The 24,752-nt window shown below is 61.6% G+C and carries 22 protein-coding genes; 14 read left to right on the top strand and 8 right to left on the bottom strand.

Annotated features, from left to right (window positions below; translation table 11 throughout):
* Positions 1 to 80 precede the first annotated feature (80 nt).
* Positions 81 to 1,082 (top strand): YafY family protein, encoded by a 1,002-nt coding sequence (locus IF10I1_RS11485; RefSeq protein ID WP_186392884.1) that lies wholly within the window; start codon positions 81 to 83, stop codon positions 1,080 to 1,082.
* 71 nt (positions 1,083 to 1,153) lie between these two features.
* On the opposite strand, the gene IF10I1_RS11490 is transcribed toward IF10I1_RS11485, so the two are convergent.
* A complete protein-coding gene (locus tag IF10I1_RS11490; protein WP_058898160.1) occupies positions 1,154 to 1,447 on the bottom strand; it encodes a response regulator transcription factor in 294 nt (97 codons plus the stop codon).
* A 161-nt stretch (positions 1,448 to 1,608) separates the two neighbouring features.
* Here IF10I1_RS11490 and IF10I1_RS11495 point away from each other — a divergent pair, with 161 nt between their 5' ends.
* Positions 1,609 to 3,045 (top strand): short-chain fatty acyl-CoA regulator family protein, encoded by a 1,437-nt coding sequence (locus IF10I1_RS11495; RefSeq protein WP_186392885.1) that lies wholly within the window; start codon positions 1,609 to 1,611, stop codon positions 3,043 to 3,045.
* Positions 3,046 to 3,328: 283 nt separating this feature from the next.
* Here IF10I1_RS11495 and IF10I1_RS11500 read toward each other — a convergent pair whose 3' ends face one another.
* Positions 3,329 to 4,036 carry a GntR family transcriptional regulator gene (locus IF10I1_RS11500; RefSeq protein ID WP_058898161.1) on the bottom strand — a complete coding sequence of 236 codons (708 nt, stop codon included), beginning with the start codon at positions 4,034 to 4,036 and terminating at the stop codon, positions 3,329 to 3,331.
* A gap of 104 nt (positions 4,037 to 4,140) precedes the next feature.
* On the opposite strand from IF10I1_RS11500, the gene uxaC reads away from it, so the two are divergent.
* From uxaC to IF10I1_RS11545, 9 genes are all read left to right on the top strand, one after another.
* Positions 4,141 to 5,550 (top strand): glucuronate isomerase, encoded by a 1,410-nt coding sequence (gene uxaC / locus IF10I1_RS11505; RefSeq protein WP_123193436.1) that lies wholly within the window; start codon positions 4,141 to 4,143, stop codon positions 5,548 to 5,550.
* 30 nt (positions 5,551 to 5,580) lie between these two features.
* Positions 5,581 to 6,561 (top strand): TRAP transporter substrate-binding protein, encoded by a 981-nt coding sequence (locus IF10I1_RS11510; RefSeq protein ID WP_186392886.1) that lies wholly within the window; start codon positions 5,581 to 5,583, stop codon positions 6,559 to 6,561.
* 74 nt (positions 6,562 to 6,635) lie between these two features.
* Positions 6,636 to 7,148, top strand: a complete 513-nt coding sequence (locus IF10I1_RS11515; RefSeq protein WP_208977344.1) for a TRAP transporter small permease — start codon at positions 6,636 to 6,638, stop codon at positions 7,146 to 7,148.
* Position 7,149: 1 nt separating this feature from the next.
* On the top strand, positions 7,150 to 8,430 hold the full coding sequence (locus IF10I1_RS11520) for a TRAP transporter large permease (RefSeq protein WP_122519122.1): 1,281 nt from the start codon (positions 7,150 to 7,152) through the stop codon (positions 8,428 to 8,430).
* Positions 8,431 to 8,443: 13 nt separating this feature from the next.
* Entirely contained in the window at positions 8,444 to 8,758 is a 315-nt protein-coding gene (locus IF10I1_RS11525) for a cupin domain-containing protein (RefSeq protein WP_094463429.1), read from the top strand.
* Between the two features lie 27 nt (positions 8,759 to 8,785).
* Positions 8,786 to 9,610, top strand: coding sequence for a 5-dehydro-4-deoxy-D-glucuronate isomerase (kduI, locus tag IF10I1_RS11530; RefSeq protein WP_186392887.1), 825 nt, complete (start codon positions 8,786 to 8,788; stop codon positions 9,608 to 9,610).
* Entirely contained in the window at positions 9,607 to 10,347 is a 741-nt protein-coding gene (gene kduD / locus IF10I1_RS11535; protein ID WP_186392888.1) for a 2-dehydro-3-deoxy-D-gluconate 5-dehydrogenase KduD, read from the top strand. Before kduI ends, kduD begins: the two co-directional genes overlap by 4 nt.
* Positions 10,337 to 11,758: a mannitol dehydrogenase family protein gene (locus IF10I1_RS11540; protein WP_244284698.1), complete on the top strand. Its 1,422-nt coding sequence runs from the start codon at positions 10,337 to 10,339 to the stop codon at positions 11,756 to 11,758. The genes kduD and IF10I1_RS11540 overlap by 11 nt, the downstream gene beginning before the upstream one ends.
* A 12-nt stretch (positions 11,759 to 11,770) precedes the next feature.
* A complete protein-coding gene (locus IF10I1_RS11545) occupies positions 11,771 to 13,294 on the top strand; it encodes a UxaA family hydrolase (protein WP_186392889.1) in 1,524 nt (507 codons plus the stop codon).
* Positions 13,295 to 13,486: 192 nt separating this feature from the next.
* Here the strand turns inward: IF10I1_RS11545 and lepA are convergent, their stop codons facing one another.
* Together lepA and IF10I1_RS11555 are read right to left on the bottom strand one after the other, a co-directional pair.
* On the bottom strand, positions 13,487 to 15,292 hold the full coding sequence (gene lepA, locus IF10I1_RS11550; RefSeq protein WP_186392890.1) for a translation elongation factor 4: 1,806 nt from the start codon (positions 15,290 to 15,292) through the stop codon (positions 13,487 to 13,489).
* A 101-nt stretch (positions 15,293 to 15,393) separates the two neighbouring features.
* Positions 15,394 to 16,320: a LysR family transcriptional regulator gene (locus tag IF10I1_RS11555; RefSeq protein WP_186392891.1), complete on the bottom strand. Its 927-nt coding sequence runs from the start codon at positions 16,318 to 16,320 to the stop codon at positions 15,394 to 15,396.
* A gap of 88 nt (positions 16,321 to 16,408) precedes the next feature.
* On the opposite strand from IF10I1_RS11555, the gene IF10I1_RS11560 reads away from it, so the two are divergent.
* Positions 16,409 to 16,936 carry a GNAT family N-acetyltransferase gene (locus IF10I1_RS11560; RefSeq protein ID WP_186392892.1) on the top strand — a complete coding sequence of 176 codons (528 nt, stop codon included), beginning with the start codon at positions 16,409 to 16,411 and terminating at the stop codon, positions 16,934 to 16,936.
* Between the two features lie 67 nt (positions 16,937 to 17,003).
* Here IF10I1_RS11560 and phnE (IF10I1_RS11565) read toward each other — a convergent pair whose 3' ends face one another.
* The 4 genes from phnE (IF10I1_RS11565) to phnC all read right to left on the bottom strand — a co-directional run bounded on the left by phnE (IF10I1_RS11565) (position 17,004) and on the right by phnC (position 21,093).
* Positions 17,004 to 18,335, bottom strand: coding sequence for a phosphonate ABC transporter, permease protein PhnE (gene phnE, locus IF10I1_RS11565; protein ID WP_208994274.1), 1,332 nt, complete (start codon positions 18,333 to 18,335; stop codon positions 17,004 to 17,006).
* Position 18,336: 1 nt separating this feature from the next.
* On the bottom strand, positions 18,337 to 19,215 hold the full coding sequence (gene phnE, locus IF10I1_RS11570; protein ID WP_174235445.1) for a phosphonate ABC transporter, permease protein PhnE: 879 nt from the start codon (positions 19,213 to 19,215) through the stop codon (positions 18,337 to 18,339).
* A 77-nt stretch (positions 19,216 to 19,292) separates the two neighbouring features.
* On the bottom strand, positions 19,293 to 20,192 hold the full coding sequence (gene phnD, locus IF10I1_RS11575; RefSeq protein WP_186392893.1) for a phosphonate ABC transporter substrate-binding protein: 900 nt from the start codon (positions 20,190 to 20,192) through the stop codon (positions 19,293 to 19,295).
* Between the two features lie 64 nt (positions 20,193 to 20,256).
* Positions 20,257 to 21,093: a phosphonate ABC transporter ATP-binding protein gene (gene phnC, locus IF10I1_RS11580; RefSeq protein WP_050474329.1), complete on the bottom strand. Its 837-nt coding sequence runs from the start codon at positions 21,091 to 21,093 to the stop codon at positions 20,257 to 20,259.
* A 372-nt stretch (positions 21,094 to 21,465) separates the two neighbouring features.
* On the opposite strand from phnC, the gene IF10I1_RS11585 reads away from it, so the two are divergent.
* Positions 21,466 to 23,187 (top strand): FG-GAP-like repeat-containing protein, encoded by a 1,722-nt coding sequence (locus IF10I1_RS11585; RefSeq protein WP_186392894.1) that lies wholly within the window; start codon positions 21,466 to 21,468, stop codon positions 23,185 to 23,187.
* Positions 23,188 to 23,522: 335 nt separating this feature from the next.
* Positions 23,523 to 24,707, top strand: a complete 1,185-nt coding sequence (locus IF10I1_RS11590) for a helix-turn-helix transcriptional regulator (RefSeq protein ID WP_186424508.1) — start codon at positions 23,523 to 23,525, stop codon at positions 24,705 to 24,707.
* Positions 24,708 to 24,752 lie beyond the last annotated feature (45 nt).

Raw genomic sequence — 24,752 nt, forward strand, 5'->3', positions numbered from 1 at the left:
CTGACAGCTGCGAGTCAGGTTTGATCCTGTTATGTTCTCATTCTGATTCTTTTTTGTTACCTGAAAACCGGCAGGCCGACATGAACCCGATCGAACGTGCCCTTGGCATCCTGCTGCTGCTTGGCAGCGGCAAGCTGGTGACGGCCACCGCCCTGTCGGAGCGGTTCCAGGTGTCGCTGCGCACCATCTACCGGGATGTGGACCGGCTCATTGCGCTTGGCGTGCCGGTGGAGGCAGAGCGCGGGGCGGAGGGCGGTTACCGCCTTGCCAAGGGCTACATCCAGCCGCCCGTCGCCCTGACGCGCCGCGAGACGGCGGCGCTGCTGATCGTGCTGTCGGTGGCGCGCGGCCTGCGCACCACGCCGCTGGCGGCTGATCTTGAAACGGCGGAGCGCAAGCTCATCGCCTCCCTGCCCCGCCCGGCGCAGGAGCTGCTGACAAACGGCGAGCGGATCGTCGGGGTCGAGCCGCTGCCGCCGGACATTTTCCATGATTCGCCCTCGATCGAGCCCAATGCAGGCTGGCAGGAGGCGCTGGACCGGTTCATGGAAGGCCTGCTGGAAGGCCGCCGCGTGCGCTTCGAGCATCATAACCCCAGCCGGACGGAACCGCGCGCCCATGAGGTGGAGCCGCTGGGCGTCATCTTCGACCGGGATCTGTGGTATCTGGCGGGCCGCTCCGTCGAGGCGGATGACCTCAGGATCTACCGGGCCGACCGCATCTTCAACATGGAGGTGAGCGGCCTGCGCTTCCGTCCGCCGAAGGAGTTTTCGGTGCAAGCCCTGCTGAATGGTGCCTGGCTGTCCCGCGCCATGCGGCGCTGGCAGTCGGAAGACCCGTCCGGCATCATTCTGGTGAGTGATGAGCAGGCCCGCAGGCTGGCGCGGGACTGGTACTACCGGCATGCGGTGTTTTCACCGGCGGGAAACGGCAAGGTGAGAATCACCCTGACGGACACAACGCAGGCCCGGCTGTTCCCGCTGCTGCGCTGGCTGGGCCCGGGCGCCGAGCTCATCGAGCCCAGCGCCCTCCGGCCTCTTTTCGCGGCGGAACTCGCCGCGATGTCCGCGGCCCATCAGTGATGAGCGGCGGCTTCCTCCCAGAAGCTGTTTGCCTGGCGGCCCTGGCAAGGCTCAGGCGCCACGCGGGCTTGTCAGCAGCCCCCCTCGGCGCGAATCAGCATTGCCACCGCGTGAATGCGGTTCTTGGCGCGCATGCGGCGCACGGCGGCGGCGATGTGGGTCTTCACGGTGGCGACGCTGATGTCGAGACGGTGGGCGATCTGCTTGTTGATCAGACCGTCGGCCAGCATGCGCATCACGTCCTTCTGGCGCTCAGTGAGCAGGGCAACCCGCTCCTGCGATACCGTGAGCCCGGCAACAGGCTTCGGCATCATCGGATGCAGTTCGACCGGATGGTGCCAGCTCTCCACGACTTGATCCAGCATGTGCGCTCCCTTTCGTTGCAGGCCCGTCCGGCGGCGCCTCCCGGGCAACCACCTCCTCCCGGGCCTGTGTGATGCAAGGACCATAGCCATTTGGCGGGCCTTCTGCGATATGCAAAAGTGTGTCATGTTAAACTGTAAAATCTTCGCAATTTGAGAAACCGATGGCCAGAAAGCTTTTCGCCGGACATGTGCTGCGCAAGCTGCGCGAACGGGCAGGTCTCACGCAGGTGGCCTTTGCCAGCCGGCTGGATCTGTCGCCCTCCTATGTGAACCAGCTGGAGAGCAACATCCGCCCGGTTTCGGCCTCGGTACTGATTGCCGTCAGCCGCGAGTTCGGTGCCGATCTTGCCAGTTTCGAGGCAAGCGACCTGGACCGGCTGGTGGCCGATCTTGGCGAGGCTCTGGCGGATACGCGTTTTCATGACGGCAGTGTCGGGTTGCAGGACCTGAAGAGCGTCGCCACCCACACGCCGGACTTCGCCCGCGCCTTTCTGGATCTCTACGGCACCCTCCGGCGCATGAGCGAACAGCAAGCCTCGCTGGACGATGCCATTGACGCCCATGGGGAGAGCAGCGGCCGTGCCCCGCGCATGACGCCGCCCTATGATCAGGTGCGCGACCATTTCCACTACATCGACAACTACGTCGATGCGCTGGATGTGAGCGCCGAGGAACTGGCCAGCAAGCTCGGGCTTGCCTGGACCCCGGACCGTTTCGGCCGGCTCAGCGCCTGGCTGCGGGACACCCACGGCGTGCGGGTGGACGTCACCGAACGGCAGGCGGCAGATGGCGCCATCGTCGCCTTTGATGCCCGCGCAAGGCTCGTGACGCTGGACCGGGGCCTGCCGCGCCCGGCCATGGAATTCCAGCTGGGCTGTATCGTTGCGGACCTGACGGCGGAGAAGCTCATTTCCAGTCATATGGAAAAGGCCGGTTTCTCCACGCTGGCGGCACGGGAGATCTGCCGCCTCGCCTTGCGCAACTATTTCGCGGGCGCCCTGCTGCTGCCTTACGGCGCCTTCCTGTCCCTCGCCAAATCCTACCGGCATGACCTCGACCGGCTGATGGTGACGACGGGGGCAAGCCTTGAACAGATCTGCCACCGGCTCTCCAGCCTGCAGCGAACGGGGGAAAAGGGTGTGCCCTTCTATTTCCTGAAGGTGGACCGGGCAGGCAATGTCATCAAACGGCACAGCGCCACCCGCTTCCAGTTCGCCCGCTACGGCGGCTCCTGCCCCGTGTGGAACGTACATGAGGCCTTTGAGCTGAACGAGGGCCGCGTCTCGGCGCAGGTGGGCGAGATGCCGGACGGCACGCAGTATCTCTGCCTGGCCCGCAGCATTTCCAAGCCCGCCACCCGGTTCGGCGAGCGCGAGCGGCGCTATGCCCTCGGCCTTGGCTGCGAGCTGAAATATGCGGACATGCTGGTCTATGGCGATGAACTGGGCCTGACGGACCGGGTGAACCCGGCCCGCATCGGCATCAACTGCCGCATCTGCCCCCGCGCCAGCTGCCCGGAACGGGCCTTCCCCGCCCTCGACAAGGAAATCCAGGTGGAACGCGACTCCCGCGGCATCGTGCCGTTTTCGCTGCGGTGAAGCGGGAGAAGAGATGAAAGGCCGGTACTGTGGAGCACACACTGGCGGCAGGCACCGAGTCACCCCGGCCAAGCGGAGCGCGAGCCGGGGTCTACTCGTTTGCAGAGAGCTTCCGTTGTCTCAAGCCGCAGTGCAGAGCGAACTTAAGTTAGCCCCTGCGCCACGCTTCAGTTTCACCGCTCTGGAAGCGAGTGGCCCCCGGATCTCCGCTCCGCAGCGTCCGGGGCGACGCCGAGCCTGTGGCGGGGCAATTCCGTCTCATCCCCCCTGAAACCGCTTCCCCTCACGCCTCGCCCGTCTCGTGGGCGAAGTACTTCATGTGGCCGGCGCGGATGCGTTCCAGTTGCTGGCGGATGCGGGCAAGGTGGCTGCGCATCTGGGCAACCGCCGCATCGGCGTCGCGCTGGCGGATGGCCTCCAGCACCCGGCAATGATCGTCAAAGGCATCCTGCGAGGCGAAGGCCAGCGACAGAAAGCGCACCCGGTCCATATGCGCCTTGTTCTCGCGGATCATTTCCCAGGCATGGGCGTGACCGGAGCGTTCGCAGATCTCCTTGTGGAAGAGATCGTCCAGCGCATGAAAATCCAGCGGCCGCTGGCCTGTGACGGCTTCGCGCTGCTGCTCGATGATATCCACCAGCGCCTGATGATCTGCCTCCGTCAGCTGGGCACAGGCCACGCGCACGGTTTCCGCCTCGATGGCGGTGCGGATGAACTGCGCCTGAAACACGGCACGCTCGGAAATCACCGACACGGATGTGGCCCGCTGCGGCCGGATGTGCAGGAAGCCGAGCTTGGACAGACGGTAGAAGGCATCGCGCACCGGCTGGCGCGAAACACCCATGGCCCTGGCCACGTCGATCTCCGAAATCTTGGCGCCGGGCGGCAGTTCCAGCGACAGGATCTGCCGGTGGAGCTGCTCGAAAACCGCATCGGCGACGAGCGGCCGCCCGACAGGTTCCAGCGCTTGCAGGTGTAGCGAATCCGGCATTTTTTCCTCCCATTGACTCCTTTTGGATACTAGCATATTAGCTGAAATACGCGAAGAAAAGAGCCGTTCTCCGGCTTAAGTCATCATTCGGGAGGAGAGCAAGCGTGGCGCTGCTGGATTCTGACAGATTGTTCCCCGTTGAACCCGGCGTTCGCAGCATTGCGCGCGGCCTTTACGAAGGCGTGAAGGATCTGCCGATCATTAGCCCGCATGGTCATACGGACCCGCGCTGGTTTGCAGAAAACAATCCCTTCCCGGACCCGGCCCAGCTCTTCGTCACCCCGGATCACTACGTCTTCCGCATGCTCTGCTCGCAGGGCATCAAGCTGGAGAGCCTCGGCGTGCCGCGCGCCGACGGCGGCTGGACGGAGACCGATGGCCGCAAGATCTGGCGCATCTTTGCCTCCAACTATCACCTGTTCCGCGCCACTCCGTCGCGCATGTGGCTGGATCATGCTTTCCAGGACGTGTTTGGCGTGACCAAGCGCCTGTCGGCCGAAACCGCGGACGAGACCTATGATCACATCGCCGATTGCCTGCAGCGTCCCGAGTTCCGCCCCCGCGCCCTGTTCGAGCGCTTCGGCATCGAGGTGATCGCCACCACGGAAGGCGCGCTGGACGATCTGAAGTGGCACCGCATGATCCGCGAAAGCGGCTGGAAGGGGCGTGTCGTCACCGCCTACCGCCCGGATCAGGCCGTTGACCCCGAATATGCCGGCTTCACCGAGACCGTCGAGAAGCTGGGCGAGCTGTGCGGCACCGATGCCACCACTTGGTCCGGCTATCTGGAAGCGCACCGCATCCGCCGCGCCTATTTCAAGGAGCAGGGCGGCGCCACCTCGAGTGATCATGGCCATGCCACGGCCCGCACCGAGAATCTGAGCGAAGCTGAGGCGGCTCATCTTTTCGACAAGGCGCTGCGCGGCGCATGCACTGCGGAGGAGGCAGATGCATTCCGCGGCCAGATGCTGACCGAGATGGCCCGCATGAGCATTGACGACGGCCTCGTCATGCAGATCCACTGCGGCAGCTCGCGCAACCATTCCGGCCCGGTGCTGAGCACCTTCGGCCGCGACAAGGGCTTCGATATCCCGAGCCGCACCGACTATGTGCGCTCGCTCAAGCCGCTGCTCGATGCAGTCGGCATGCGGGACGATGTGTCCATCATCGCCTTCACGCTCGATGAAACCACCTACTCGCGCGAGCTTGCACCGCTCGCCGGCGTTTACCCGGCACTGAAGCTGGGGCCTGCCTGGTGGTTCTTCGACAGCCCGGAAGGGATGATGCGCTACCGTCAGCAGGTTACGGAAACTGCGGGCTTCTATAACACCGTCGGCTTCAACGACGACACCCGTGCTTTCTGTTCCATCCCCGCCCGCCACGATGTGGCCCGGCGCGTGGATTGCGCTTACCTCGCCCATCTGGTCGCCACAGGGCGGCTGGACCAGGACGAGGCGGGTGAGGTTGCCTATGACCTCACCTACAGGCTTGCCAAGCAAGCCTACCGGCTCTGAGGAGGGCCGTTCACTTGGGAGGAGAACCAAATGACATTCATGAAGATTGCGAAAGCCACACTGCTGGCAAGTATAATGATGACCGGGGCTGCAACGGCCTGCGAGGTAACGCTCCGGTCATCTGATACCCATCCGGACGGCTATCCGACCGTCGAGGCCGTCAAGGCCATGGGCAAGATGCTCGAGGAGCGCACCGGCGGCAAACTCTGCATCGAAGTGTTCCACTCGGCTCAGCTCGGCCAGGAGAAGGACACCATCGAGCAGACGAAGTTCGGCGTCATCGACATGAACCGCGTCTCGATGGGCCCCTTCAACAACCTCGTTGAAGAAACCAAGGTTGTCTCGCTGCCCTATATCTTCCGTTCGGTCGATCACATGCACAAGGTGATGGATGGCCCGATCGGCGAGGAAATCCTCACCGCCTTCGAACCGCATGGCTATGTCGGCCTCGCCTTCTACGACGGCGGTTCGCGCAGCTTCTACAATGCCAAGAAGCCGATCGAGACCATCGACGACCTGAAGGGCATGAAGGTCCGCGTCATGCAGTCCGACATCTTCGTCGACATGATGTCCGCCCTCGGCGCCAATGCCACCCCGATGCCCTATGGCGAGGTCTATTCCTCGATCCAGACCGGCGTCATCGACGGGGCAGAAAACAACTGGCCGTCCTATGAATCCTCCGGCCACTTCGAGGTCGCCGGCTACTACACGCTGGATGAGCACTTGATCGTTCCGGAAGTGCTGGTGATGTCCAAGGCATCCTGGGACAAGCTCAGCGCCGAAGACCAGGCCGCCGTCCGCCAGGCCGCCAAGGACTCCGTGCCGATGATGCGCGAGATGTGGCAGGCCCGTGAAAAGGCATCTGAGGACAAGGTGCGCGCTGCCGGTGCCACGGTCGTCACGGACATCGACAAGCAGCCCTTCATCGACGCGATGAAGCCGGTCTACGAGAAGCACGTGACGTCCGACAAGCTGAAGGATCTCGTTGCCCGCATTCAGGCAACCGAGTGATGTGAAGCCCAAACCCGTGCCGCGCCCTGCGGCACGGGCCTTCTTTTGCGTGGAGACGTCAGGTGCAGGACACCATGAAATCAATCGCGCAGGCTTTGGGCCTCATCGCTCGCCTCGCTCTCTGGCTGGCTGGCGCCGGTCTCGTCCTGATGACCGCCATTATCTCGGCTCAGGTTTTTTTCCGTTACGTTCTGAACGACAGCCTCATCTGGAGTGAACCGCTCGCGGTCATTCTCATGGGCTGGTTCATCTTCTTCGGCGCCGCAGTCGGCATCCGGGAAGGCTATCACCTCAGCTTCGACGTGCTGCTCTACGTCATTCCGGTGAAAGCCAAACTGGTTCTCTACACCGTGTCGGATTCCCTCGTCGCCCTCTTCGGGGCAGGCATGTTCTGGTACGGGCTGCAGCTTGCCCTGTCTGCCTGGAACGTGAAGCTACCGTCCATCGGCATCTCCGGTGCCTATGATTTCGCCCCGCTGATCGGCGGCGGAATTCTCGTCTTCCTGTTCTCGCTGGAGCGCATCGCCCGCCGGGCCGCAGGCCTGCCAACCGCCCGCTTCGGCGAAACCGACATGCAGGAGGCCTGAGATGGAACTCTGGATTCTGTTCGGCTCCTTTGCCGTTCTGCTGCTCATCGGCACGCCGGTGGCCTTCTGCCTCGGCATCTCGTCGCTGCTGACGGTGCTCTATCTCGGCATGCCGCCGGTCATCGTGTTTCAGCGGCTGAATTCGGGCGTCTCCGTTTTCGCGCTGATGGCAATCCCCTTCTTCATCTTCGCCGGCGAACTGATGGTGCGCGGTGACATCGCCCGCCGTCTCGTGGCCCTTGCGGGGGCTGCTGTCGGGCATCTTCGCGGCGGCCTTGGCCAGGTGAACATCACCGCCTCCGTCATGTTCGGCGGCATCTCCGGCTCCGCAGCGGCAGATGCCTCGGCCATCGGCGGGCTGATGATCCCGCAGATGAAGGAGCGCGGCTACGGCGTCGACTATGCGGTCAATGTGACGGTGGTGTCCTCCATCATCGCCCTGATGATCCCGCCTTCGCACAACATGATCATCTATTCGATCTCGGCAGGCGGGCGTATCTCCATCGCCGATCTGTTCACGGCAGGCATCATCCCCGGCTTCCTTCTGGCACTCAGCCTGATGATGGCGGCCTGGTGGGTGGCACGCAGCCGTGGCTATCCCACCGAAGCCTTCCCCGGCTGGCAGGCGCTTGGCTGGCTCTTCGCCAATGCCATTCCCGGCCTGCTGCTCATCGGCATCATCTTCTTCGGCGTGCGCTCGGGCGTCTTCACAGCCTCCGAAAGCTCGTGCATCGCCGCGGTCTATGCGCTGGTGGTGACGGTTCTGGCCTACCGGACCATGACCTGGGAAAATTTCACCGCCTCCACTTTCGCGGCGGTGCGCACCACGGCCATGGTGCTGCTGGTCATCGGCTGCGCGGCCTCCTTCGGCTGGCTGATGGCCTTCCTGAAGGTACCGGCGGAAATGGTCGCACTGCTGCGCGGCGTCTCCGACAATCCCATCATCATCCTGCTGCTGATCAACGTCGCCCTGCTGTTCCTCGGCACCTTCATGGACATGTCGCCGCTGATCGTCATCACCACGCCGATCTTCCTCCCGGTGGCCACCGCCTTTGGTGTCGATCCGGTGCATTTCGGCGTGATCCTGATCCTCAACCTCGGCATCGGCCTGTGCACCCCGCCCGTGGGCGCCGTGCTCTTCGTCGGCTGTGCCGTGGGGCGGATCTCCGTCTGGGATGCCATCAAGACCATCTGGCCCTTCTACGGGGCGGCCATGGCCGTGCTGATGCTGGTCACCTATGTGCCGGCATTCTCGCTCTGGCTCCCTTCACTCTTCCATTGAGGCTGACCGTCCCATGCTGAAGACCTATCCTGCCGTTACCGCAGATCCTGGCGTCACCCGCCAGGTTCTGTCCGAAAGCCCGGAACTCATGGTCGTTGCCTTCCGCTTCGGCCACGAGGGCGCCGAGGGCAAGCTGCACAACCACCCGCACATCCAGTCTACCTATGTGGAAAGCGGCCGCTTTCTGTTTCAGGTGGACGGCAAGGAGACCGAGGTGGGACCGGGCGACAGTTTCGTCATCCCCTCCATGGCCATCCATGGCTGCCGCTGCCTTGAGCCCGGCACCCTGATCGACACCTTCACGCCCCGCCGTGACGATTTTCTCTGAGTTTGAAGTTAAGGAAGGATCCGTTCCATGCTGACCGTCGAAACCCGCCACGCCATTGATCCGCAGACCGCAAAGCGGATGGACACGGAAGAACTGCGCAAGCATTTCCACATGGGCAGCCTGTTTGCTGCCGGAGAGATCCGCCTCGTCTACACCCACTATGACCGCATGATCGTCGGCGCCGCCGTTCCCTCGGGCGCGCCGCTGGTGCTGGATCAGGTCAAGGAATGCGGCACCGCCAGCATCCTCGACCGCCGCGAGATGGCCGTCGTCAACGTCGGCACCAGCGGCAAGGTCTCTGCAGCAGGCGAAACCTACGTCATGGAGCGCGGCGACGTGCTCTATCTGCCGCTGGGCTCGGGCAAGGTGACCTTCGAAGGCGAAGGCCGTTTCTACATCCTCTCCGCTCCGGCCCACGCTGCTTACCCCGCCCGCCTGATCCGCATCGGCGAGGCCGAGAAGGTCAAGCTCGGCTCGGCCGAGACCTCCAACGACCGCACCATCTACCAGTTCGTGCATCCGGCGGTGATGACTTCCTGCCAGCTCGTCGTCGGCTACACCCAGCTGCACAACGGCTCTGTCTGGAACACCATGCCTGCCCACGTGCATGACCGGCGCATGGAGGCCTATCTCTATTTCGACATGAAGCCGGAGCAGCGCGTGTTCCACTTCATGGGCGAGCCGCAGGAAACCCGCCATCTGGTCATGAAGAACGAGGATGCGGTGGTCTCCCCGCCCTGGTCCATCCACTGCGGCGCAGGCACCGGCAGCTATACCTTCATCTGGGCCATGGCCGGCGACAACGTCGACTACAAGGACGTGGAAATGGTCGCCATGGAGGATCTGCGGTGAACCCCTTCTCGCTTGAGGGCAAGACCGCCCTTGTGACCGGTGCCAACACGGGCATCGGTCAGGCCATCGCCATGGCGCTTGGCCGCGCCGGGGCGGACGTCATCTGCGCGGGACGCTCGTCCTGCGCGGAGACCGTTGCCCTCATCGCTGGCAGCAAGGGCAAGGCGCGCGAACTGGTGCTCGACTTCGCCGACCCGATGGCCGCCCGTGACGTGTTCGCCGCCGAACCGGTGGACATCCTCATCAACAACGCGGGCATCATCCGGCGCGCCGATGCAGTGGATTTCACCGAGGCCGACTGGGATGAGGTGATGGACGTGAACCTGAAGGCCGTGTTCTTCACCTGCCAGGCCTTCGGCAAGGCCGTTCTTGGCCGTGGAGGAAATGGCAAGATCGTCAACATTGCCTCGCTCCTGTCATTCCAGGGTGGTATCCGGGTGCCGTCCTACACGGCCTCGAAGCATGGTGTTGCAGGCATCACCAAGCTTCTGGCCAACGAATGGGCGGCGAAGGGCATCAATGTGAATGCCATCGCCCCCGGTTACATCGAAACGAACAATACCGAAGCACTGCGGGCGGACCCGGTGCGCAACAAGGCCATCCTTGAGCGTATCCCTGCCGGCCGCTGGGGCCAGGCCTCGGACATCGGCGAAGCCGCCGTATTCCTTGCCTCTCCGGCTGCCAATTACATCCATGGTGCAGTGCTGAATGTTGACGGAGGCTGGCTTGCCCGCTGATCTGGAAATCGAACGTGTCGTGAATGCCAAGGTGGGCATCGTCCACCTGGGGCTTGGTGCCTTCTACCGCGCCCATGGTGCCATTTTCATCGAGGAAGCCGTTGCCCGCTCCGGCGGCAACTGGGCCATCACCGGCGTTTCGCTGCAGAGCCCCACGACGCGCGACCGCATGGCACCGCGCAATTTCGAATACACCGCCGTGGAGCTGGGTCCCGATGGGGAGACCCGCCGCGACGTGCGCATCATCCGTGATGTGCTGGTGGCCCCGGAAAGCCCGGACGCCGTGCTTGCCGCCATGGCCAGCCCCGATGTGAAGATCGTCACCCTGACGGTCACCGAGAAGGGCTATTGCCACGAGCCGAGCACCGGCCGCCTGAACCAGTCCCATCCGGACATCCAGAAGGATCTGGTCAACGCCCTGCCCGTCTCCGCGCCGGGCTATCTCGTGCGTGCCCTGCAGCGCCGCTTTGCCGCTGGCCTTGCCCCCTTCACCGTCATGACCTGCGATAACCTGCCCCACAACGGCAAGGTGGTGCGCGGCGTGGTGCTGGATCTCGCCCGCCTCATCGACCCGGCCCTTGCGGACTGGATCGAGCGCGAAGGCCGCTTCCCCTCCACCATGGTGGACCGCATCGTCCCGGCGACCAAACCGGAAGACATCGAGCGCCTGTCCGCCGTCACCGGCCGTAACGAAGACGGCCTCGTGGTGCATGAGCCGTTCCGCCAGTGGGTGGTCGAGGACGACTTCGTGGGCGGCGAGCGCCCGGACCTCGGCGCCGTTGGCGTCGAGCTGGTGTCTGACGTTGCCGTCTACGAGCACATGAAGCTGCGCATGCTCAACGGCGCGCATTCCTCGCTCGCCTATCTGGGTTACCTCTCGGGCCACAAGACGATTGCCGACACCATGGCCGACGAGGCTCTGGCCGGTTTCGTCACCCGCCTGTGGAGCGAGGAGATCATCCCCGCGCTGACCCCGCCGCCGGGCGTGGATCTCGCCGGTTATGCGGCAGCCCTCAAGGCCCGCTTTGCCAACACCGGCATCCGCCACCTCACCTGGCAGATCGCCATGGACGGCAGCCAGAAACTGCCGCAGCGCATTCTCTCCACCCTGGGCGAGAACCTGAAGGCCGGCCGCAACAGCCCGCGCCTGATGCTCGCCGTGGCTGCGTGGATGCGCTATGTGGGCGGTGTGGACGAGACGGGCGCGCCGATCGAGGTGAAGGACCCGCTGGCCGCACGCCTGCGTGAGCTCTTCGACAGCGCCGCAACGGCGGAAGGCAAGGCGGCAGCCCTTCTGGGTGTGCGCGAGATCTTTGATCCCGCCCTTGCCAGCCAGCTGCAGGCCCCGGTGGCAGAGGCCCTTGGCCTGCTGCTGAGCCAGGGTGCCCGCAAGACCTTGCAGTCCCTGTAACCGAGGCAAGCCATGAGCCAGCTGATCGTTCTTCATCCCGACGACAATGTGGGTATCGTGAAGGAGCGCCTTGCCGCAGGCAGCGATCCTCTCGGGTTGGGTGTGGCACTCGCCACACCCCTCACTCCGGGCCACAAGGTGGCCCTGACCGCTATCCCCACAGGAGCGGAAATCCTCAAGTTCGGCCAGATCATCGGCCGGGCAAGCAAGGACATTGCCGCCGGGGAGCACGTGCACACCCACAACTGCGCCTTCGGGGACCACGATCAGCAGTATCAGACCGGTGCCGATCTGGAACGGGCGAAGGCCGCCGTGCCCTCGCCCGCCCCGCGCACCTTCGACGGCTATGTTCGCAAGGACGGCCGGGTGGGCACGCGCAATTTCATCGCCCTCTGCGCCACGGTGAACTGCTCTGCCACCGTGATCCGCCGGGCAGCCTTCGAGCTGGAGAACTCCGGCGTGCTGGAAGACTATCCGAATGTGGACGGCATCGTCGCCTTTGCCCATGGCACCGGCTGCGGCATGGCCTCCGAGGGGCGCGGCTTTGACATCCTTCAGCGCGTGCTGTGGGGCCATGCCACCCACCCCAACGTGGGCGCGGCCGTCTTCGTCGGCCTCGGCTGCGAGGTGATGCAGATCGCGCGCATGAAGCACACCTTCGGGGCGGAAGGCGCCGGCCATTTCCACGGCCTGACCATTCAGGACACCGGCGGCACCCGTGCCACCATCGCGGCCATCAAGGCCAAGGTGCTGGAGATCCTGCCCGAGGTGAACAAGGCACAGCGCCAGCCCTGCCCTGTCTCGGCCCTGCGCATCGGCTTGCAGTGCGGCGGCTCGGACGGCCTGTCCGGCATCACCGCGAACCCTGCGCTTGGCAAGGCATCGGACATGATCGTCGGCCTTGGCGGCACGGTGATCCTGTCGGAAACGCCGGAAATCTACGGTGCCGAACAGCTGCTGCTGCGCCGTGCTGCCACGCAGAAGGTGGCGGATGATCTCATCGGCTGCATCCGCTGGTGGGAGCATTACACCGAGATGAACGACGGCAGCATGGACAACAACCCGAGCCCCGGCAACAAGGCGGGCGGGCTGACGACCATTCTGGAGAAGTCGCTGGGGGCCGTTGCCAAGGCGGGCTCCACGCCGCTGACCGCCTTCTACGACTATGCCGCACAGGTGACGGAACCCGGCCTCGTCTTCATGGACACCCCCGGCTATGACCCCGTGTCGGCGACGGGCCAGATCGCGGGCGGCGCGCAACTGGTGGTCTTCACCACGGGCCGCGGCTCTGCCTTCGGCTCCAAGCCCGCCCCCACCATCAAGGTGGCCACCAACGACATCCTGTTCAACGCCATGCCGGAAGACATGGACCTGAACACCGGTGACGTGCTGTCGAAAGGCATCAGCCTTGAAGCCAAGGGCGAGGAAATCCTCGACATGATCCTCGCCGTCGCCTCGGGCCAGAAGTCGAAGTCCGAAGCCCTCGGCCTCGGCGACAACGAGTTCGTGCCCTGGCAGGTTGGTGCCGTGATGTAAAACCAACTCTTGATGAGCTTGACTTATCGAGAGTTGCTCAAGCCCGTGCGGCGCTTGGGCCTTTTCAAGGCGTGATGCGTCAGCATCGAGAGCTTGGTACAATAAAAAAGGCATGGCGCTGGCGCCATGCCTTGGCGGATCCTTGCGGACTAAAACAATACCCGGCAGAGCAGGCTCGCCGGGTATTTTGTTTTACTCGTCCATCTTCAGAGCCTTGATGAAGGCTTCCTGCGGGATCTCGACCTTGCCGAACTGACGCATCCGCTTCTTGCCTTCCTTCTGCTTTTCCAGAAGCTTGCGCTTGCGGGTGGCGTCACCGCCGTAGCACTTGGCGGTCACGTCCTTGCGCAGGGCAGCAAGGGTTTCGCGGGCGATCACCCGGGCGCCGATGGCGGCCTGGATCGGGATCTTGAACATGTGCCGCGGGATCAGATCCTTCAGCTTCTCGCACATGGCACGGCCACGGCGCTCGGCCTGGGAGCGATGGATCAGCATCGACAAGGCGTCGACCGGTTCCTCGTTGACGAGGATCGACATCTTGACGAGGTCGCCCTCGCGGTAATCTGACAAGGAATAGTCGAAGGAGGCGTAGCCCTTGGAGATGGACTTGAGGCGGTCGTAGAAGTCGAACACGACTTCGTTCAGCGGCAGGTCATAGGTGACCATGGCACGCGAGCCGACATAGGCCAGATCCACCTGCACGCCGCGCCGCTCCTGGCACAGCTTGAGGATGGCGCCGAGATATTCGTCCGGCGTCATGATGTTGGCGCGGATCCACGGCTCGCGGATCTCCTGGATCTTCACCACATCCGGCATGTCCGCCGGGTTGTGCAGATCCACTTCCGAGCCGTCGGTCAGGGTCATCTGGTAGACCACCGAAGGCGCCGTGGCGATGAGGTCGAGGTCGAACTCGCGCGACAGGCGCTCCTGAATGATTTCCAGATGCAAGAGGCCGAGGAAGCCGCAGCGGAAGCCGAAGCCCAGCGCCGCAGAGGTTTCCATCTCGAAGGAGAAGCTGGCGTCGTTGAGGCGCAGCTTGCCAACAGCAGCGCGCAGGTCCTCAAAGTCCCCCGCATCCACCGGGAAGAGGCCGCAGAACACCACCGGCTGCGCCGGCTTGAAGCCCGGCAGCGCCTCGGCGCAGGGCTTGCGCTCGTCGGTGATCGTGTCACCCACGCGGGTATCGGCGACTTCCTTGATGGAACCGGTCAGAACGCCGATCTCGCCGGGGCCGATCTGGTCCACCTGCAGGAACTTCGGCGTCATCACGCCGACGCGGTCCACTTCATAGGACGCATTCGTGCCCATCATGCGGATGCGCTGGCCGCGCTTCAGCGTACCGTCGATGATGCGCACCAGCACCATCACGCCCAGATAGGGATCGTACCAGCTGTCCACCAGCATGGCCTTCAGCGGCCCGTCCCTGTCGCCCTTCGGCGCCGGAAGACGGGTGACAATGGCTTCCAGCACGTCCTCGATGCCAAGACCGGTCTTGGCGGAGATCATCACCGCATCGGTGGCATCGATGCCGATCACTTCCTCGATCTGCTCCTTCACCCGGTCCGGCTCGGCGGCGGGCAGGTCGATCTTGTTGAGGACGGTAACGATCTCGTGGTTGTTGTCGATGGCCTGATAGACGTTGGCCAGCGTCTGGGCTTCCACGCCCTGGCTGGCATCGACCACCAGCAGCGAGCCCTCGCAGGCTGCGAGCGAGCGCGAGACTTCATAGGCGAAGTCCACGTGGCCCGGCGTGTCGATCAGGTTCAGGATATATTGCTGCCCGTCCTTGGCATTGTAGACGAGGCGCACGGTCTGCGCCTTGATCGTGATGCCGCGTTCCCGCTCGATGTCCATCGAGTCAAGAACCTGATCGGTCATCTCCCGGTCCGTCAGCGTGCCCGTCATCTGGATGAGACGGTCCGCAAGCGTGGACTTGCCGTGGTCGATGTGGGCCACGATGGAGAAGTTGCGAATATTGGAAATGGGCTGGCTCGTCATGCTTGCCCGTTTACCACTCCGTTTGGCTTCCGCAAAGGGGATTGCAGTGGTTGAAGCATGGGTTTCCGGCGTATTTTTTAACCCTGATGCGAAGACTTGACTCAAATCCCGGGCCGGGGCGGCAAATCACGGCGCAGGATGGTGCCGAACCGGGCTGCTTCGTCCGCAATTTCGAGGGCAAAGTCGAGCAGCATTTCCTGCTCGAGTGATTTGCGCGACTGCACCACCAGCGCAATGTCACGGGTCAGAGGCTCGAAGTCGGCAGGGCGGATTTCGACGAGACGCCCCGCCGCCAGCGATGCCTCGACGGATGAGCGGACAAAGAAGCCGATCCCCTCGCCCGCCTCCACCAGATAGCGCCCCGGCTCGGTTGGAAGCTCTACACAGGAGGGGGCCGCCAGCGTCAGCGACGTCATCCGCGCCGGTGCGATCTGCCACCAGCGCAGATTAAGGAAGCGCGGCGCAAGGCGCAGAGCCTCCTGCATGTCCGGCGCCTCACCGATCCGCTCCGCGACGGCAGGCGCCGCCACCAGCGGCAGATCCTCGCGCAGCACGAACAGCGGCTCAACATGGGTCAGCAACGGATCGATGTTGGGCCAGCACATGACGGCCAGATCCACCTCGCGCTCATGCAGCATGGTGGCCACATGTGTGTGGCGGCCATCGCGCACGATCACATCCACCCCGGCATGACGGCGCTGAAACCGTAGCAGCGCGCGGCTGACCAGCGGCATGATCATGGTGCTGAGCGTACCGATGGCGACACGTCCGCGCTCGGCGCGCTTGAGCGCCTCGCGCGCCTCCTGCATCACCCCCAGCATGCGCCGGCAATAGGGCAGGAAGCTGATGCCCACATCCGTCAGGCGCACATTGCGCCCGCGCAGGAACAATGACCCGCCCACCGCATCTTCCAGCGCCTTGATGCGCATGGAAACGGTCGCCTGCGTGACATTGAGCCGGGCAGCGGCGCGGGTGAAGCTGCCATCGCGCACGACACGGTCGAAGGTGTGGAGCTGATCGAAGTCCATCGATTGAATTTTCTTATGGAAGGGATAATTTCTTTTGCGTTGAGAGGGTATAGAAGACGAAAATCTAATGCAATCCGGAACCCGAGCCATGCAGCTGCGCCCCGCCACTCACGAAGATCTGCCCGCCCTTCTCGACCTGCACAACACCGCCGTGCGGGAGCTTCGGGCCATCTGGACCGACCGCCTCGACACTCTGGAAGACAGGCGCAAATGGCTGGAAGGCCGTCAGGCCGCAGGCCTGCCGGTGATCGTCGCGGTTGATGAGACGGACGGCTTGCTGGGCTATGCCAGCTACGGGCCCTTTCGCGCCAAGGAGGGCTACAACCTGACCATGGAGCACTCGATCTATGTCAGCAAGGCGGCGCAGGGCAAAGGCACCGGCAAGGCGCTTCTGGCAGAGCTGATCGAGCGGGCCAAGGCCGCCGGGCTGCATGCGCTGGTGGGCGCGGTGGATGCGGATAATGCCGCCTCCCTCGCCCTGCACGCCCGGTTCGGCTTCACCGAAACAGGCCGCCTGCCGCAGGTCGGCTTCAAGTTCGGCCAGTGGATGGACCTGATCTTTGTCGTCAAGGTGCTGTCAGACACCGCCGCCCCGCCGGCCGGCTCTGCAATCTGATACCCACTCCCGGTGAGGCTGCCTCACCGGGATCTTGTAGTATTCGCCCCTGCTCACTCGCCCCAGCTCACTCGCCCTTGATCAGCTTCTTGCGCAGCCAGCCGGACAGGCTGTCCATGGCCATGACCATCAGCACGATCAGCGTCATGTAATAGGCCACCTCTTCCCAGTCGCGCTGGGTCTGGATGGCCTGCGTCAGCAGCAGGCCGATGCCGCCACCCACGATGGCGCCGATCACCGTGGCACTGCGGGTGTTGGATTCAAGGAAGTAGAGCGCCTGGCTGAGCAGCACCGGCATCACCTGCGGGATGACGCCGAAGCGGGCGCGCTGCACCGCATTGGCGCCGGTGGAGCGCACGCCCTCCACCTGCTTCTCATCGATGTTTTCCAGCGCTTCGGAGAAGAGCTTGCCGAAGCTGCCCGTGTCCGTGATCATGATGGCCAGGGCACCGGTCATCGGCCCGGGGCCGAAGGCGCGCGACAGGATGATGGTCCAGATCAGGCCATCCACACCGCGGATGAAGTCGAACACGCGGCGGGCGGCAAAGCGGAACGGTCCCAGCGGGTTGAAGTTACGGGCCGCAAGGAAGCTGAGCGGGAAGGCGATCAGCGCGGCACCAGCCGTGCCGAGGAAAGCCATCAGCATGGTTTCAAACATGGCCCACATCACATCCCCATGCCGCCACATCCGGTTGGTCCAGAAGTCATGCAGCATGGCCGGCGCATTGGCCAGCTCCGGATTGAGCCGCTCGCCCCAGAGCGCAAGGTTCATCAGCTCAAGCGGGCCCTTGCCGTAGAAGGGGCTGTCGAGGGTGAAGAAGAACAGCTCCCAGCCGGGGAAATAGCGGAAGGTTTCCACCTTGGAGCGGGTATAGGCAAAACGGCCGGCCTTGGTCGTCACAGACACGCGGGTATCCGAGGCATTGATCCAGTCCGGCAGCGGCTGCGGGACCGTCAGTTTCAGGCCATTGCCTTCGGGCTGGATATCGATGACGCCATACCCCGGCACGTCATAACGCGCACCGGCCGCGTCATAGGTGACGAGATGGCCATCGCCCAGATCGACCACGGTGGTGGTGCCGTCACTGGTCACCCAGTCCGGCAGCATGCCTTCCGGATAGGTGCCCTTGTTTTCACCTTCGACGGCCACGGACAAGGCGCCGTTGCGGTTGTCGCGCGTCACATGCACCTTGTAGGACCAGAAGTCCGCCAGCAGGATGGCCGCATTGTCCAGTCTTGCCCGCTGCGCAAGGCCCGCCAGATCGAAGGCAAAGGCCGCATAGGCGAGATAGGCCAGGATCAGCCCCGGCACCGCGAAGGCTGCGATGCGGTGGTTACGGAAGCGGGTGAGGATGGTGCTGTTGAGGTCCGCCGTCTGCGGCATGTCCATGGTGGCCATGTCAGTGTCCTTTCACCAGCCTGTGACGGGCATGGTCCGACAGCCGGTCGATCAGCACGATTGTCACGAAGAGCATCAGGAAGATGGCCACCACCTCGTCGTAGCGGCCCTGGCCCCATTGCATGGCGATCTTCAGGTCATAGCCGATGCCGCCGGAGCCGACGAAGCCCAGAATGGCGGAAGCGCGGACGTTGATCTCAAAACGCATCAGCGCATAGGAGAGCCAGTTCGGCGAAACCTGCGGAATGATGCCGAGCCACATCTTCTGCATCCAGGAGGCACCCACGGAGGCGAGGCCTTCGACCGGCTTCAGATCGGCGTTTTCCGCCACTTCCGAGAAGAGCTTGCCAAGCGCGCCTGCCGTGTGCAGGGCGATGGCGATGACGGCCGGCACGGGGCCGCCACCGAGAATGAAGACAAGCATCAGTGCCACGACGATCTCCGGAATGGCGCGCAGGGCGTCCATCATCCGGCGGAACAGCGGCACAAGACGGGGCCAGCGGGCAAGGCTGCGGGTGGCCAGCAGCGCCAGCAGCATGGCGGCCAGCGCGCCCATGAGTGTTGCCGTGGCGGCGATGTTCACCGTTTCGATCAGCGAGGCAAAATGATCGGCCATCAGGCCGGGCAGGACCGCCCGCTTGGCCCAGGCCTCAGCCAGCACTTCGGAGGGAAAGTCGAAAACCTGCGACAGGCCGTTCCAGAAGCCGCCGGCATTGCGCCCGTCGGCCATGATCCAGCCGGAGGAGAACAGCATGATGAAGAACAGCAGCAGCACGCCGCCATAAAGGCGCTTGCGCCGCGTCATCTCCAGATAGGCTTCATGATGCGAGGCAACGCCCTTGCGGCTGCCGCCATCAGCTCCGTACGCGAGATTGGTCATGGTGCCCTGAAATGGTGCCCTGAAAAATGCGAGTGCCGGGCTCCATCACTGGAGCCCGGCATGGATATGCGGAAGGCTTACTTGGCTTCCTGCAGCTTGCGGGCTGCGATGATGCCGAGGTAGGCATCATGGGTCACCGGCACCAGATCCTTGGCGTCGCCATGCGACAGGGCATAGGCGCACTTGGGATCATCCTGCCACATGGTGTCGGCAATGGCGGTGACCTTGGCCTTCACGTCGTCCGGCAGAGCCTTGCGGATGACGAAGGGGCCTTCCGGGATCAGCTTGGACTTCCAGATCTCGACGAGATCGTTCATGTCCACGATGCCGGCGTCAGCTGCCTTGCGGAAGGCGCCCGAGTTGTAGCCGTCTTCCCACTCGCCAAGGCCGTCGGCCCAGCTCACAGCGGCGTCGAAGTCGCCGTTGGCGACGCCAACGATGGACTGCTCATGGCCGCCGGAGAAACGCACTTCACCGAAGTACTGGTCCAGCTTGCCATAGGTGTTCTGCAGCTCTGCGCCCGGAACCAGATAGCCGGAGGTGGAGTTCGGATCGGCGAAGGCAAAGCGCTTGCCCTTGGCGTCTTCGATCGAGGTGATGCCGCTGTCCTTGCGGGCAAAACCGATCGAGTAGTAGCCGGTGGAGCCGTCGAGATTCTGCTTGGTCAGAACCGGCTCAACGGCTTCAGCGTTGGTCAGGTAGATCTTGGCATAGGCCGAAGCGCCGAGGCCGGCGAAGTCGATCGAACCGCCGAGCATGCCCTGGATCACGCCGTCATAGTCGGCCGGGGTGAAGAGCTTGACCGGAACGCCGAGGGCTTCTTCCACCTTGACGCGGAAGCACTCGTTCGAGGTCATGCGGTCCTGGGCGTTTTCACCGCCGAGGATGCCGATGTTGAACTGGGTGATCTTTTCCTGCGCACCGGCAACGGTGGTGCAGGCAAGCGAGAGGGCAGTCGCCAGAAGCAGCTTCTTCATGAGAACTCCATTTTCACAGAATAGGGGCCTGAACCGGCTTGGGTCCGGAATCAGGCCGGGACCGTCAGGACACCATCGCGGCGGCGTAGGCGGGCTGGGACCACGCCGGGTCGTCAGCCTTTGCATCCGCCGGAATGCTTGTGGAGGTGGCAGCTTCGTTGAAGCTGTCATCGGCTCCGTAAATCTCGCGGGCAACGCTGGTAGTCAGTTCGTCCGCCGTGCCGTCAAACACCACTTCGCCGTCGCGCATGCCGATCACCCGGTCGCAGTAGCGCCGCGCGGTGTCGAGCGTGTGCAGGTTGGCGATCACCATGCGGCCGTCTTCCACGTTGATCTTCTTCAGCGTGTCCATGACGATCTGCGCATTCATGGGATCCAGGCTGGCGATCGGCTCGTCAGCCAGAATGATCTTCGGATCCTGCATCAGGGCGCGGGCAATGGCGACGCGCTGCTGCTGGCCGCCGGAGAGGGCCTCCGCCCGCTTCGGCGCCTGCTCGGCGATGCCAAGCCGGTCGAGAATTTCGAGCGCCTTGAGAATATCGGCGCGGGACCAGAGGCTGAACATCGTCTCGATCGTGGAGCGGCGGTTCAGGATGCCGTGCAGCACGTTGGAGGCCACATCCATGCGCGGCACCAGGTTGAACTGCTGGAAGATCATGGCGCACTGGGACTGCCAGGCCCGCGAGGCCGCCCCCTTCAGCGCCAGGATATTGCGGCCCTCAACCAGGATTTCACCGGCACTGGCATCCGTCAGGCGGTTCATCATACGCAGGAAAGTCGACTTGCCCGCTCCGGACCGGCCGATGATGCCGACGAAGGCGGGACCGGTGACTTCGAAACTGATCCGGTTCACAGCGGCCTTCTGACCGAACAGACGCGTAACTTCCCTGACTTCCAGCATTGGCCACCCCTTTTTGCTCGGCGTAACCTAGTGCTCCTGTGTGACAGTTTCTTGTAGGAAGCATGAAGATCATGCGAAACAAGAATTATTAAGAATAATAATAATTATGGTATTATATAATTGTTTTTAAAAAATAATTATTATTATCCGGCTAATTTATTCTGAACTCGCCGTACAGAGTTGCAACCAGAAACTGCACAAAACCGCGGAAGCCCGCTGAATTGCTGCTGCAACATGCTCAGTTAGAAGGACTACCCGGACTATTTCGTCACTCGAGCACACTTTTCCCCCTCGCGGGGGATATGCGACCTACCAGATCCAGCCCAAAGTTGAGCGACGGCGGCGTTCATTTTCTGAGGGAACAGGGCAGATATGGCAAAGGCATTTGAGACCATCTGGGGTGAACTGAACAATGGCCACCTCAGCCACAACGGATTGCGGCAGTGGCTCATCCAGGATGTGAACGGTGATGGACTGGAAGACCTCCTCTCGTTCGGACTCATTTTCCCTCCTGAGCCGATTGGCACAGCGCCTCTGCGCCTTTACCGACAGAATGCCGATGGCTCCTTCACAGTTACCAATCCCATGACAGACGGTTCCGACTTCCTGACGACTCATCCGCGTGGTTTTGCAAGTGGAGATTTCAACGGCGACGGTATTGCCGACCTGTTTATCGCAAGCCACGGCTACGACACCAACCCCTTCCCCGGCGAGCCGAACAGGCTGCTCTTAGGCACAGGAAATGGCACATTTATCGACGCCAGCTACCGGATACCGGCGCTGGCAGATTTCTCTCACGGAGCTGCGGCAGCTGACATCGACAATGACGGTGACCTCGATATTTACGTGGCGAATATTTACGGTCAGCAGCAGATCGGACCTTACCTTCTGCTGAACGACGGAAATGGAAACTTTGCCCTGGACACAGCACGATTGCCCGCTTCTGTCGTCAATGGAATCCCCAATAGGGAGAAGTTCCTAACTGTTGATTTCGCGGATCTTGATGGCGATGGCTATCAAGATCTTCTGCTCGGCGGTGAATTAATCCCAAGCAGGGTCTATTGGGGATCATCCACAGGACACTACTCGGATGACAACGTGACATTGCTGCCTTTTGAGACCAATTCTGTCCGGCTGCCGCACCAGTTCATTATCTACGACTTCAACAATGATGGGCGGGTCGACATTCTCAATGCTGGCGGAAAAGACCTTGCCCAACCTGGCGCTCTCCAACTTCTTATTAATGATGGAGCTCGCGGTTACTTGGATCGCACAACGGAATTTTTCCCCGGCGGCTTCGAGACTGAATCAGAAATATATGGCGCCCGGCTCGTCGATATCAACTCGGACGGCTGGCTCGACATAATTCGAACAACTGATTTTATACTACCTTCTCCTCAAGGCAACCCGTTGATATGGCTCAATGATGGAACAAACCACTTCCAAGCTAGGAGCCTTGAGCAATTAGGTATGACAGACGGATTGTTTCAGGCAAGTTTCCTCGGCGAGAATGGCGATATTCGTTGGCTATCCCACTTCCAGCACACTGGAGACGCAGATGGACGCGTCAATTACTTCTATTATAAACCATCAGAACACTTTAACAACTTGCTCCCAGCAGCCCCCAAAGAACTTCTAACTGGTGCCCATGATGGTTTGTCAGATGTCGCGCGCTTCTTCAACACCCTCACTGGCACTCATTTTTATACAGCGGTGCCAGCGGAACGCGATGGATTGCGGGGAGGAGGACAGGGCTTTGTATTTGAAGGCAATGCTTTTGACACAAACGCCAGTGCGGAAACGGGTACGGCCGTATTCCGTTTCTTTAATACCAGTACCGGCACCCATTTTTACACCGCCAGCTTGGAGGAACGCGATAGCGTAATCACAAATCTACCAGGCCTAAATTACGAAGGCATCGCTTACTATGCATATGCAGAAGCAAATCAAGGCCGTCTGGGACTGCACCGCTTCCTGAACACGCAGACCGGAACCCATTTTTATACCGCAAGTCAGGATGAAAAGAACCAAGTGGAGGTAACACTTCCTCAGTACCAATATGAGGGCATTAGTTATTACGTTGACATCGCATAAACTCATCTCAGCTAGCCGCTACATTTAAAGTGTAGTGCCACATGGCTGCGGGCTTGACCAATATTTTAAGGCATGATGCGTCAGCATCTCAGCTCCTTGGTATGATGAGGTCTCGCCCTGCAAACTTCCTCCTGTGCCTTGAGAGCGCCGCTAGGCCATCCAACCTCAGTTCCGGCAAGACACGCATTTTTACATGAATGAAGCGTCTGGCTCTGTTCAGAGCGAAGATGCGCCCTCATAATGCCGAACATAAAAGCTAGAGCAGGTAAAAAATCCGACAGCTTATACCAATGCCCGATGAGCTTGACTCATCGGGCATTGGTTAAGCCCGTGCGATGCTTGAGCATTTTCAAGGCGTGATGCGTCAGCATCTCAGCGCCTTGGTATTATGTGGAGTTTGGGCTTTGTGGGATACTGAAGATCTCGAAAACGAACTGATCGATACCATCTACGCGGCGCTGCTTGGCGAGGTTGATTGGCAAGTATTTCTCGACAGGATTTGCGCCTCTATTCCTGGCTCCCTAGCGACTTTCTTTTATCATGATTTCAGAAGCCAGACAGGTGATCTAGCATTTGTGGCAGGCCATCGAGGAAGAGAAAAGGCTCTTGAGGAATACACCCTGTATTACAACGAGAAAAATCCATGGATGAAAAAGGTAGCCGCTACACCTATAGGAAAAGGCATCATCGGCGAGCATATCGTGGACAGAGGGGAGTTTGTCCGCAGCGAGTATTATAATGATTACTTCAGAAATCACAAACTCGAAACAGGCATTGGCCTAACACTATTCTCAGACGATAAGTATTATTTTCTCTTGAGCTTACTTACTGAAGATACAAATACAGACAGAAATCTGCTTCGAGCCTGCACTTTAACTCGCCTGTCACCACACCTTCAGAGGGCTTTTAGATATTACAGATCTGAAGCATTTTATGATTCCGCCGCCGATTTTGCTGAAGGTGCCGCGCATGCGAACCGCATGGGCTTCATATTGATTGATGAAAATATGAGAATCATCAAAGCTTCAACTGAAGGGGAGCGCGCTCTTGCACGCGGCATACCGGCTGACCTTTGCCCACAGGGCAGGCTCCGTTTTCGGGAAAGCGAACTTCAGGACGCACTGGAGACTTTGATTCGGCGCAGTTTCGTAAAAAGCAGAACATTCACATGCCCCAGAACCGACCTCAGGATGGTCAGGCTTGGCGCAAGTAAAGCAGCAGAGTTTTTCGCTGGTCCTGTCGTTGCGATTCTGTTTGATGCGACAGCGGCAAATTTTAGACCTACACCGCTGGAAATTGCCGCCGCATACCGGTTATCGCCCGCAGAAATCAGAGTCTTATCCGGAATATTATCCGGCAACACCATAGCTAAAATCGCCGAAATACATAACGTAAAAAGAGAGACAGTACGAACGCAGCTAAAATCTATATTTTACAAAACGGGTACATCATGCCAAATAGACCTTTTTCGAACTGCGCTGGGCATGAAAAACTCGAAAGAAAATCCTGTTAAATATTGAAATAAGCAGAAACATAATTATAATTTGATCTATAATATTATTACC

This window comes from Pannonibacter sp. I15F10I1 (genome assembly GCF_900185665.1).
In the GTDB taxonomy this organism is placed as follows: Bacteria; Pseudomonadota; Alphaproteobacteria; order Rhizobiales; family Stappiaceae; genus Pannonibacter; species Pannonibacter indicus.